Below are 11070 nucleotides of genomic sequence, written 5' to 3'. Positions count from 1 at the left end.
TAGTTCTGGGAGAGTAGGTTGACGAACTAGGCGTCCCCCCGACATTTTTATTAAACCTCAATACTAAGGACCAAGAGCAAAAGTTGGGGTCAAGAACAAAAGTTGGGGGATGAACTCTTTAAGCATAAATTTGACATAGCCTAAAAAGGAAGAATTCAATACTCCTGACACCTCTAAATCTGCTCCTAAAAGCTTTTACTTTAGCATTGAAAGATTCTGCTGAAGCATTGGTGCTTCTGTTGTCAAAATGTTTAAGAATAGTTCTGTAATGATGCTCAAAAGTTCGGGCAATAGAATTAAATGACTTGAAGGCTGCCTGCCTTACTTCTTAATGCCATTTAGCTAGTCTAGCTAAGCCATATACTTGGTCAGTGGTCTTGTAGTAAATTTCAGCGAGTTTAATACCCAAGCCAAATGCCTTTTCAATGTCAGGATAACGTTCAAATAATAGAGTAGCTCTTTCGGTCTGCGATTTAGACCAGTTTACTGGTCGCTTATAAAGGTCATACCTGCTTCGAGCTAAAAGCTGCTTTAGCGTATCACCATTACTTAGTATTTTAGGTTTGTATGGAGTCCCTTTTGCTTTTGCAAGTTCAATAGCATCGCTTTCTTGGTCTATTTATCTGCCTTTGGCAGGGAGCCTCCCAACGATGCTTGATTCTCATCTCTTGCACTGCATCCCAAGCTAATTTTTGTACGTGAAATCTGTCGGGGACGCCTAGTCAGTAACACGCTTTGCCCATGGGAATGACTTCTTGATAGCTAATTCCATATTAGGGGCCATATCTAGGGTTACTTCTTTGATCATCTTACATTTAGGTTCTGGTATTTTACGTAAGACTTTCATTATATCAGCGGCTTTAGTGCCTGCTACGATGGCAACAATGCTTCCTTTTTTACCTTTCGCTTCTTTATTCGTCAGAATAGTATAAAGTTCTCCATCTGAAAGACTAGTTTCATCTATTGACAGATGTTCTCTCATATTTTGTGGGTAAACTAGCCATTCTTTGGCTCTTCGTTTCTGCTTCCAGTTCTTGAAATTGCTTAGATGATTCTTATACTGCCGCTGTAGTTTCTTCCCATTTAATCCGAATAATTTGCCAACAGTTTCGACATCAATAGCCTGTGTATCTATTGAATTCTTTTAAAAAAGCAGCAAACTCTGTTGTCATACGAGTGCCGCTAGCCACTAATTCCCAATCCCTTGCTACGTTCTTATTCGTCTCTAAATCCTTCCATTTACGACGTTTAATATGTGGAAAGACCTTATAATGACGAATCGGAAAGTCTCTGATAGTTATCTCATCAAAGAAGCCTTTTGAATGTAATTTTAGGTGCGATAGTTCTTTGGGGGTATCTCCTTTTTCGGTTAGATATATGCGTAAAACACTTGGGTCTTTCTTCTTATCGATTTTTGTTATGTCAAAATTATTAACCAATATTTCTGGCAGCAGTAGTTTTAAAATATCCTCCAATTTTAAGCTTCTTTTATTTTGCTCAAAATTCAGAATTTATCTCCTATCCCCCAACTTTTGCTCTTGACCCAAATGAACTAGGCGTTTATTTATAATCTTTAGTTTCTAAGAAGATTCTTGCCTTTTATTGTAGAATGCTAGCGAGATTAAGAATAACGACAAGGCGTTCCGTTACATATAAGCATGATGCTATAGTAGGATTCTATTAAGTAGTTTAAAGAACTCTACCGTTAGGTCGGTTTTCAAAAGCGAATAATTCCTTTCTGGAATACTTGAGACTAAATTGTTTCTTTGACAAACTTAGTACATGATTTGATTCAAAACTTGTTTGAAAAGGAATGTATTGCTAGCGAGATTTTAGTTCTTGATACAGTTGGTTGTTGAGATTCTTGGCCATGGTAATATGTGGAACATCGGTTGGTTTATAATTACCTTTTAGATGATTTAGTTTACGCCAAATATTTAGGTCTTTCCTTAATCTTTTGAGGTCATTATTGTCTTCTACCTTAAGAACCATCGTTTTTGAAGAGTCCCAAAAATCGAATCCGTTTACATGTATGTCAATAGGCGGATAGAAAGAAAAGAATTCAGAAAGCTTTTTATTGAAAGATGTAATTCTTTCTGAGTCGAGCAAATAGGTGTTTATGGTGATATGTGCTGTTGATGTATATGAATCAAATTTGCCGTATTGGTTAAAGATGTCTTGCTTTATTTGAGAAACTCTTTTTATAAGCGATTCGGAAGGGGAAAGGACGTTTAAGACCTGAAGGATTTCTGTAGCGAATAAAGTTTCCATAATATGAGTTCTATTTTAGCCTGCTTTGTAAGTTAAGTTTGAAAAACTCTCCTTAGGTAATGCTTCTATTGCAAGATTTTTTAGGTCACTGGCATTGATAACTTGAATTTTTGAGAATACTTCTTCTAAAGTGTTTACCTTATTAAGGTCCAAAAGACTTTTGGCCATCATAAGCATAAAGCTTTGATTGCTTTCGTCAGACATGGCTAATTGACCCATTAGCTGCTCCTTTAAATTTTTTAATTGTAAACTACCTAAAGGTTTAGTTTTGAGTAGTTCAATTTCTTTTTGAACAAGCTGGTTCGCTTTCTTTAAATTCTTTGGTTCGGTGGCATAGAAGATTGAAGTATAACCGCTATCTGTAAATGCGGTGTAGTTTGCATCAATTCCATAGACAAGACCATGTTTTTCTCTTAAACTTGCGTTTAATCTAGAATTCATTCCAGAACCTCCTAATAAATGGATGAGTGTAAAATAGGCAAATCGGTTTTTATCATTTAGGGAATAAGAGGGGATTCCTAAAGCCACATGAGCTTGATTAATGGGCTTTTCAAAAACAAGGTTTTGCGATTTGTAGTTGCTTGGCTTCGTTCTTAAAGAATTGTTGCTTTTTGTAGGAATATCTAGCAGATATTTTTCAACTAATCGAATAGCTTTTTTGAATGTAATATTTCCTACAACAGAAACTACAATTTTACTGGTATCTAAATTCTCTTCAACAAAGTTTTTAAGGTCGTTTTGAGTAAAGGATTGAACACTTTCTTTTGTACCGAGGATATTGTTTCCTAAAGTATGATTTTGGAAAACTAGACTGTCTAGTTCGTCTTGAATAGCATCTTCAGGGCTGTCAAGGTACATGGACATCTCCTCCAGTATTACACCTCTTTCTTTTTCAATTTGTTTCTCTGGAAATATTGAATGAAAAGTAATGTCGCTTAGGATATCTATAGCTTTATCAAAATGATTGTCAAGAACGGAGGCATAAAAGCATATCTTTTCTTTGGTAGTATAGGCGTTAAGTTCTCCTCCAACTACTTCAAGCTTGTTGATTATATGATAAGACTTCCTTTTTTTAGTGCCTTTGAATGCCATGTGCTCCCAGAAGTGAGCTAGACCTATTTGATGTGGTTTTTCATCTCTACTGCCAATATCTAGCATGATGCCACAATGAACTATTTTGGTATGTGTGACCTCTCTATGTGCTAGTCTGATGCCATTTGGCAGAGTATGCTCGCTATATTCGTTCATTTCCATAAAATAATCGACAAAAATACGGATAATTGTACTGGAATCAGATGTTATTAAATGAAGCTAATTGCAGATAGTGGCTCTACGAAAACAAATTGGGCATTATGCCAAGGTACTTCTTGTCGTATTTTTAAAACGAAAGGAATTAACCTTCATTTTATGAGTGAGGAGCAGGTAGGTGAAATACTTACCTCGGTTAAATTACATTTTGGCGAAGCCATTTCATCTATTCTTTTTTATGGGGCAGGTGTGTCTAGTATTGACAAGATTAAAGTGATGTCAGGTTATTTGAATAAATATATTGACACCTCTGCTGAAGTGCATGTTTTTTCAGACTTTTTAGGAGCATGCAGAGCTTTGTTTGGGAATGGAAAAGGAGTTGCTAGTATACTAGGTACAGGGGCTAGCAGTGGGGTTTATGATGGAATTGAAATAGTGGTCTCCGTTCCGTCTTTAGGTTTTTGGTTAGGTGATGAGGGTAGCGGTTCGGATTTAGGGAAAAGGCTTATTAAGGCTTACCTAAGAAATGAGTTGCCTCCTGATTTGAAAGATAAATTTGAAATAGAATTTGGCAGCTTTAAAAGAGATGTAATTTTTGAGGTTTTGACTAAGGAAAAACCCAATGCCTACTTCGCTAAGTTTGTGCCTTTTCTTAAATCAAATTTGGAGGACAGGTGGGTGTCAGCTTTGGTGTCCAAAGCTTTTGAAGAGTTTGTGAAGCATAACTTATTAAAATATAATGTGAACGGTGATATGAAGCTGGGATTTGTTGGTTCTATAGCATTTTATTTTCAAGATTTATTAAAGGCTACGTTGGCTAGGTATTTTGATAACGACATTTTAATACTACAAGACCCTATGCAGGCTTTGATTGATTTCCATGTGACAAATGTTCAATAGAGAACCTTTTACTATTCTTATCATTGTAGTATAAACAAAAACATAGAATGAAATTTATTGAATTGTTGGCTCAGCCCTGGAGCTTTGTGAGGATTTTGAGACTGGTAATGGGTGGATATATAGCCGTCGTAAGTTTGATGGAGGGTCAGCATTTTCTAGTGCTGGCAGGTCTTTTCTTTGTATATCAAGCAGTGATGAATGTAGGATGTGCGGCATGCACCCCTATAAAAAGCGAGCATGAAAATTTAGAAACTAAAAATATAGAAGTAGAATATGAAGAAGTCTAGGATTGTATTATTGTTATTAATGCTGGTAAGCATCATGGCCTGTAAGGAGGCAAATTCGCAAATAACAAACTTGCCTTTGGATGAGTTTGTAAGTACTTACAAATCTACCGAAAAAGCTCAGTTATTAGATGTGAGAACTCCGGGAGAATGGGCCAATGGTAAATTGGAAAAGTCGGCATTGATTAATTACAGCGATGCTAAATTTGAACAGAACCTTTCTGAATTAGATAAGTCAAAACCTGTATTTGTCTACTGTGCGGTAGGCGGAAGGAGTGCTAGAGCGGCCAAAGTATTAGAAAAAAAAGGGTTCAAAGTATATAATTTAACTAATTCTGGATATAACCAATTGAAGGATAAAGGGCTATGAAAAGAGACTTTAAAACAGTTTTGATGCCATTATTACTGTGTTTAACTTTGGGCTTAGCCCCTTTTATTCCTGGACCGCATATTGTAGGAAAACTTAAATGGTTATTTGGAGGAGCCAGTGGTATGAAACCAATGGATTACTTTGATTTACTGTTACATGGCTTTCCTTGGATATGGTTGATTTTGGCTTTGTTTAAGGTATTTGTAAAGAAGAATTAAGTAGATATATATGTCATCTGGAATTTGGAATAGACGTGGATTTCTAAAGAAATCAGTCTTAGGTTCTTTGACCTGTTTAGTTGGGTCGAATATTGTTCATGCTGCTAGCTTACCAAAAGGCGTTCTCCCTTTAGGAATTACGGAAGGACAGTTAGAAGAGGTTTTACCAGGGAAACATAAAGACTTGATAGTTCTGAATGATAGACCTTGGAATGTGGAAGCCCCACCCCATTTATTGGATGATAGAATTACTCCTGCTGACAAGATGTTTGTCAGAAATAATGGTATTCCTCCAGAAAGTATTGATTTAAGTACATGGAAATTGACAATTGAAGGTGAGTCGGTTGTTGATTCTAAATCATATTCAATAGCAGAGCTAAAGTCTAAATTCAAACATTATTCTTATCAACTAACATTAGAATGTGGTGGCAATGGGAGAGCAGGCTTTTACCCTCCTGCATCAGGAAATCAATGGGCGGAAGGTGCTGTTTCTTGTGCAAAATGGACGGGTGTTAGGCTAAAGGACATATTGAATGATGCTGGTGTTAAGGAAGATGCCGTTTACATAGGTTATTACGGAAAAGACACGCATATAAGCGGGGACCCTGACAAAAAACCAATATCTAGAGGAGTGCCAATTTCTAAAGCTATGGAAGACGAAACATTAATAGCTTGGGCTATGAATGATGAGGATATTCCAACCATGAATGGTTATCCATTAAGGTTAGCGGTAGGTGGCTGGCCGGCTTCTACCTCGGGGAAATGGTTAGAAAGGATTTCGATTAGGAATATAGTGCATGATGGACCTAAAATGACAGGTACCAGTTATAGAGTTCCTAAGAACCCTGTGGCACCGGGTGAGAAAGTGGCAGAAGAGGATTTCAAGATTATTGAAAGTATGCCGATAAAGTCTTTGGTAACTTATCCTAAAACAGGTGCGGTGATAAAGCCTAGTCAGGCTTTAAGTGTTAGAGGTCATGCTTGGGCAGGAGATTTATCGGTTTCCAAAGTTCAGGTTTCTATAGATTTTGGGGCTACATGGCAAGTTTGCTCTTTAGAAAAGCCTGTTAATAGGCTTGCATGGCAGCATTGGTCAGCGGAAGTTAACTTCCCAAAAGAAGGTTACTATGAAGTATGGGCAAAGGCTACAGATTCGGAGGGTAAATCTCAACCAATGGTTATTCCTGGTTGGAACCCTAAAGGGTATCTAAATAATTCTTGTCACAGAATAGCCATAAAAGTAGCGAGCTAAGCGTATGAAGAATTTATTGCTTTTCTTATTACTGGCCTTTTCTATAGTGCTTATAAAATGCAAAAACAGTCAACCTCAAATTCAGGAGGAACTAAGCGTTGGAATTGACCCGGACAGTGGCTTGCAGATTGACCCAAACTTAATGTTAGTAAAAGGTCAATGCACGGCCTGTCATTCTGCGAAACTGATTACCCAAAACAGGTTTACCAGAGAAGGCTGGAAAGATAAAATCGTTTGGATGCAGAAAACCCAAAACCTATGGGATTTAGGAGAGTTTGAGCCTGCTGTTTTAGACTATTTAGAGAAATATTACTCACCAGAGGAAAGAGCCTCTAGGCGAGCAAATCTTGAGAATGTGGAATGGTATGATTTAAATGAGCGTTAGAGCTTGAATATTTTATCCATCATTAGCCACTTTTCTCCTTCTTTGGCAGAAGGTAAGGCGTCTTGGTATTTCCACATAAGTTCTTCCCATTCTTGAACTTTTGGGTTATTTAAATCCATTTCGGATTTCTTTTCAAAGGAAAAATCATCCTTGGTTTCCATAATCATGAAAAGACGATTTTCAATACGGTAAATTTCCATATCAAGAATTCCTGCGTCTTTAATGCTAGCAGTGATTTCGGGCCAAGCGGTTTGATGATAAACTTCGTATTCCTCAATAAGTTTTGGGTCATTCTTTAAATCAAGAGCTAAACAAAATCTTTTCATACTTTCTTATTTCTTTATTAATGACCTGTCAAGGTGAACATATCCTCCGTCCACATGCATAATTTGTCCCGTGGTATGACTAGAGCGTTTTGAGAGTAAGAATACCACCATATTGGCGAGTTCTTCCACTGTAGTCATTCTGTTGCCTAAAGGAATTCTGTTATTTATTTCTTTGAGTTGCTCTTCACCATTAGGCAAAGATTTAATCCAGCGGTCATACATAGGTGTGTAACTTTCTGCTACTACCACGGCATTCACACGGATTCCATATTTGAGCAATTCTACCGCCCATTCTCTAGTTAAGGCATTTCTCCCACCATTTGCGGCAGCGTAACCTGATGTACCTCCTTGGCCGGTTTCTGCTACTTTGGAGGTAATGTTCACTATGCTTCCTTTACTTTCTTTTAGGGCAGGTAATGCATGATGAGCTAATAAGTAGTAATGCGTTAGGTTATTATGCAGCGATTGCATAAAACCTTCATAATTTCCACTTTCTAGGCTTACGCCATCATTTAATCCTGCATTATTGACAAGGCCGTGTATTTTTCCAAAACGATCATAAACATCTTTAATAGCTCTTTCGCATTCCTCTGGTTTTGAAAGCTCTGCTTTTACCGTATATCCAAAACCGCCAGCTGCGTTAATTTTATCAAGACAGGCCTGATTATCTTCCTCGTTTCGCCCAATGATAACGGGGAAGGCACCTTCTAATGCTAACTGAGCACAGATGCCTTCTCCAATACCTTTGGCTCCACCAGAGACAATAATTACTTTTTCGTTTAGATGAAGATTCATACTTTTTATTTAGTCATTTCGCCGTTTACAAGTCTCCATATTTTCAAAGGATTCGCTTCCTTTAACTCATCAGGAAGTAAAGAATCTGGTAGGCTTTGGAAACAAACGGGTCTAGTAAACCTCGTGATAGCTCCTGTTCCTACAGATGTGCTTCGGCTGTCTGTAGTACTTGGAAATGGTCCACCGTGTACCATAGCATGGGATACTTCAACGCCAGTAGGGAAGCCATTGATAATTAATCTTCCTACTTTTTGCTCCAAAATTTCTAATAATTCAGCATACTCCGTAAGTTCTTCTTCAGAACCATGTACTGTTGCTGTTAAATGACCACCCAAATTTTTAGCTATTTCTAGATACTCTTCTTTGGAGTTTCCTTCTACGACTAAACTGGTGGGTCCAAATATTTCCTCGTCTAGTTGAGGGTTATCTTTGAATGTTTGGTAGTCGGCATGAAGAATAGTAGGCTCTACACCTGTTAATCCGTCTGCTTTTTTACCAACACCAATAATCTTCGTAAACTTCTTAGATTTTTCTATTCCGCCGTTATAGGCATCTTTAATACCTGGCGTAAGCATATTTCCTCCAGAAGAGCTTTTGGCTTTTTCTTCTAGCATGTTAATGAAAGCTTCGTCCTTTTGTATTAACAAGATTCCAGGGTTTGTACAAAACTGTCCAACCCCCATATTAACGGAGTTGATATAGTTTTCTGCTAAAGCTTCTTTTTGACTTTCTAAGGTTTTCGGTAAAATGAAAACAGGGTTAGTACTTCCCATTTCTGAATAAACTGGAATAGGTTCTGGTCTTGCATTTGCAATGTCAAAAAGCAGTTTACCCACCTTATAAGAACCGGTAAAACCAACTGCTTTAATAGCAGGGCTTTTAACTAACTCCTGACTAACTTCAGGGTCGCCATGAAGCATAGAGAAAACACCATCTGGCATTCCTGTTTCTTTTGCGGCTTTTTGAATGGCTGTTCCTACTAATTCCGAAGTGCCTAAATGTGCAGGGTGTGCTTTGAATATTACTGGGCAACCTGCCGCTAAGGCAGAAGCGGTATCTCCACCAGCTACAGAAAAAGCTAATGGGAAATTACTAGCACCAAAAACGGCAACAGGACCTAGTGGCCTCTCCATTGACCGAAGGTCAACTCTAGGCATTGGCTGTCTGTCTGGCATAGCAGGGTCAATTTTGGCGTTAAGCCAAGAACCTTCTTCTAAAAGAGAGGCAAATAATCTTAATTGACCGCAAGTCCGACCTCTTTCTCCGTTTGCTCTTCCTTCTGGCAGGCCCGTTTCAGAGGTGTATCTGTCTGTTAAGTCTTGAGCAATAGCTTCTATTTCGTCGGCTATTTTTCTTAAAAAAGTTGCTTTTTCTTTACCACTTTTCTTTCGGTAAACAGCAAAAGCGTCTTCTGATAAATCAGTAGCTGAGGCTAGCTCTTCTAAAGTAGCATTATAAAATAAAGGTCCTAAAGTGTCTCCCGTTACAGGATTAATTGCCTGAATGGCAACGGTACCTTCTGATGAATTATTAAAACCAATGATGTTCTTTCCTTGTATTGTCATGTTATTTTGTTTCTACCGTGTTTGATAGTGTTCCTATGTTTTCAATGCTGATTTCAACCTTATCGTTCACTTGAAGAGAAAATTCATCTTCAGGAATGATTCCAGTACCTGTCATAAGAAAACAGCCATTATCAAAAGTACATTCGGCGTAAAGGTATTTGACCAAATCAGCCTGCGTTCTTTTCATTTGGTTAACTTGTATGTTTTGACTGAAAACAGTTTCACCATTTCTGAAAATCTCAAGTTTGATTTCAGATTCAGGGTCAATAGGAGTCTCTGTTACAAAGATACAAGGCCCAAGAGCGGCACTCTTGTCGTAAGATTTTGCTTGTGGCAAATACAAGGGATTTTCACCTTCAATATCTCTACTACTAACATCGTTTCCTACGGTGTATCCAGAAATTTGACCGGAGGTATTAATAAAAAGTGTCAATTCTGGCTCAGGAACATTCCATTTAGAATCTCTTCTTATTCGGATGTTTTCTCCATTGCCTACTACACGACCAGCAGTGGCCTTGAAAAATAATTCTGGCCTGTCTGCATCATAAACTCTGTCATAGAAGTCTCCCCCACCGGAATCTTTTGATTCTTCCATTCTAGCTCTTTTACTTCTTAAGTATGTAACTCCCGAAGCCCAAACTTCTTGATTTTGGATAGGAGCTAAATTTTCTTCTGAGGCTAGTTTTTTTAGATCAGGAGAAGCTGTTAAGCTTTGAATCTCTTTTAGAAGCTCCTGAAATAAGTTATCTCTATTGATAAAAGAATCCCAGTTAGTATGTTTTGAAGAATAATACTGACCTTCGTTTTCGATAATGAAGGCTTTATTAGTTTTATAAACTTTCATGCGATTATGGGTTGAATATTTTTAAGGTTGAAATTTAGGACATTTGTTCAAAAATAGCGTATATATTTAAAAGTAACCTCTTATTAAGTGTCAAACATACAAGTAATGATAAACATAACCTTGGTTAATGATGAAGATGAAATCATTGGCTACGATGAAAAGATAAAAGTTCATAGAGAAGGCAAACTGCATAGAGCATTTTCTGTTCTTATTTTTAATAAAGAGGGCAAAATGTTGATTCATCAGAGAGCTTTTGGGAAATATCATTCCCCCGGCTTGTGGACAAACGCTTGCTGTGGACATCCAAATAAAGGAGAAGAAATTAAGCAGGCAGCCAATAGGAGGCTGGAAGAAGAAATGGGTTTTAACTGTGAAATAGATTATCAATTTACTTTTAGGTATCATGCGGCTTTTGATAATGGCTTGATAGAGCATGAGATTGACCATGTGTTTTTTGGTGAATACAATGACTCCTTTGTGGCAAATCCTGAAGAAGTGGCAAACTTTAAATGGGTAGATGTGGAAGAAGTAAAAGCAGACATTCTTAAAAACGAAGGGAACTATACGGTTTGGTTTAAGGAGATTTTAGAGCGAATTTAAAGAGCCAGTCGG

Annotated in this window: 14 protein-coding genes and 1 pseudogene; 7 read left to right on the top strand and 8 right to left on the bottom strand. The window is 37.6% G+C overall.

Going from position 1 to position 11070, the window contains the following annotated elements; translation table 11 throughout:
• Nucleotides 1–118 precede the first annotated feature (118 nt).
• From AADJ06_RS17695 to AADJ06_RS17680, 4 genes and pseudogenes are all read right to left on the bottom strand, one after another.
• Nucleotides 119–982, bottom strand: a pseudogene (locus tag AADJ06_RS17695) (transposase).
• A 133-nt stretch (nt 983–1115) separates the two neighbouring features.
• Nucleotides 1116–1475 (bottom strand): transposase, encoded by a 360-nt coding sequence (locus tag AADJ06_RS17690; RefSeq protein ID WP_341227819.1) that lies wholly within the window; start codon nt 1473–1475, stop codon nt 1116–1118.
• Nucleotides 1476–1821: 346 nt separating this feature from the next.
• Nucleotides 1822–2271: a 2'-5' RNA ligase family protein gene (locus AADJ06_RS17685; protein ID WP_341227818.1), complete on the bottom strand. Its 450-nt coding sequence runs from the start codon at nt 2269–2271 to the stop codon at nt 1822–1824.
• A gap of 15 nt (nt 2272–2286) precedes the next feature.
• Nucleotides 2287–3519: a pitrilysin family protein gene (locus AADJ06_RS17680; protein ID WP_341227817.1), complete on the bottom strand. Its 1233-nt coding sequence runs from the start codon at nt 3517–3519 to the stop codon at nt 2287–2289.
• A 57-nt stretch (nt 3520–3576) separates the two neighbouring features.
• Between AADJ06_RS17680 and AADJ06_RS17675 the strand changes: the two genes are divergently transcribed.
• From AADJ06_RS17675 to AADJ06_RS17650, 6 genes are read left to right on the top strand one after another with little or no spacing between them, the layout of a single operon-like run.
• Nucleotides 3577–4419 carry a hypothetical protein gene (locus tag AADJ06_RS17675; RefSeq protein WP_341227816.1) on the top strand — a complete coding sequence of 281 codons (843 nt, stop codon included), beginning with the start codon at nt 3577–3579 and terminating at the stop codon, nt 4417–4419.
• Nucleotides 4420–4466: 47 nt separating this feature from the next.
• A complete protein-coding gene (locus AADJ06_RS17670; RefSeq protein ID WP_341227815.1) occupies nt 4467–4706 on the top strand; it encodes a hypothetical protein in 240 nt (79 codons plus the stop codon).
• Nucleotides 4693–5073 carry a rhodanese-like domain-containing protein gene (locus AADJ06_RS17665; protein WP_341227814.1) on the top strand — a complete coding sequence of 127 codons (381 nt, stop codon included), beginning with the start codon at nt 4693–4695 and terminating at the stop codon, nt 5071–5073. The genes AADJ06_RS17670 and AADJ06_RS17665 overlap by 14 nt, the downstream gene beginning before the upstream one ends.
• Entirely contained in the window at nt 5070–5291 is a 222-nt protein-coding gene (locus AADJ06_RS17660; protein ID WP_341227813.1) for a hypothetical protein, read from the top strand. Before AADJ06_RS17665 ends, AADJ06_RS17660 begins: the two co-directional genes overlap by 4 nt.
• A 10-nt stretch (nt 5292–5301) precedes the next feature.
• Nucleotides 5302–6543: a sulfite oxidase gene (locus AADJ06_RS17655; protein WP_341227812.1), complete on the top strand. Its 1242-nt coding sequence runs from the start codon at nt 5302–5304 to the stop codon at nt 6541–6543.
• A 4-nt stretch (nt 6544–6547) separates the two neighbouring features.
• Nucleotides 6548–6928 carry a hypothetical protein gene (locus AADJ06_RS17650; RefSeq protein ID WP_341227811.1) on the top strand — a complete coding sequence of 127 codons (381 nt, stop codon included), beginning with the start codon at nt 6548–6550 and terminating at the stop codon, nt 6926–6928.
• On the opposite strand, the gene AADJ06_RS17645 is transcribed toward AADJ06_RS17650, so the two are convergent.
• Genes AADJ06_RS17645 through AADJ06_RS17630 form a run of 4 tightly spaced genes read right to left on the bottom strand, consistent with a single transcriptional unit; the run spans nt 6925 to nt 10458 of the window.
• Nucleotides 6925–7254, bottom strand: a complete 330-nt coding sequence (locus AADJ06_RS17645) for an L-rhamnose mutarotase (RefSeq protein WP_341227810.1) — start codon at nt 7252–7254, stop codon at nt 6925–6927. The two genes, AADJ06_RS17650 and AADJ06_RS17645, sit on opposite strands and share 4 nt — an antisense overlap.
• A gap of 6 nt (nt 7255–7260) precedes the next feature.
• Nucleotides 7261–8049, bottom strand: coding sequence for an SDR family oxidoreductase (locus AADJ06_RS17640; protein ID WP_341227809.1), 789 nt, complete (start codon nt 8047–8049; stop codon nt 7261–7263).
• A 5-nt stretch (nt 8050–8054) separates the two neighbouring features.
• Complete coding sequence (locus AADJ06_RS17635) at nt 8055–9614, bottom strand: aldehyde dehydrogenase (NADP(+)) (protein ID WP_341227808.1); 1560 nt, start codon at nt 9612–9614, stop codon at nt 8055–8057.
• 1 nt (nt 9615) lies between these two features.
• Nucleotides 9616–10458 carry a fumarylacetoacetate hydrolase family protein gene (locus AADJ06_RS17630; protein WP_341227807.1) on the bottom strand — a complete coding sequence of 281 codons (843 nt, stop codon included), beginning with the start codon at nt 10456–10458 and terminating at the stop codon, nt 9616–9618.
• A gap of 105 nt (nt 10459–10563) precedes the next feature.
• Between AADJ06_RS17630 and idi the strand changes: the two genes are divergently transcribed.
• Nucleotides 10564–11058, top strand: a complete 495-nt coding sequence (gene idi / locus AADJ06_RS17625; RefSeq protein ID WP_341227806.1) for an isopentenyl-diphosphate Delta-isomerase — start codon at nt 10564–10566, stop codon at nt 11056–11058.
• The last annotated feature ends 12 nt before the right edge of the window (nt 11059–11070 follow it).

Origin of the sequence: uncultured Arcticibacterium sp. (genome assembly GCF_964021845.1) — a bacterium.
Taxonomy (GTDB): domain Bacteria; phylum Bacteroidota; class Bacteroidia; order Cytophagales; family Spirosomataceae; genus Arcticibacterium.
This window is presented reverse-complemented; position numbering and strand designations above follow the sequence as displayed.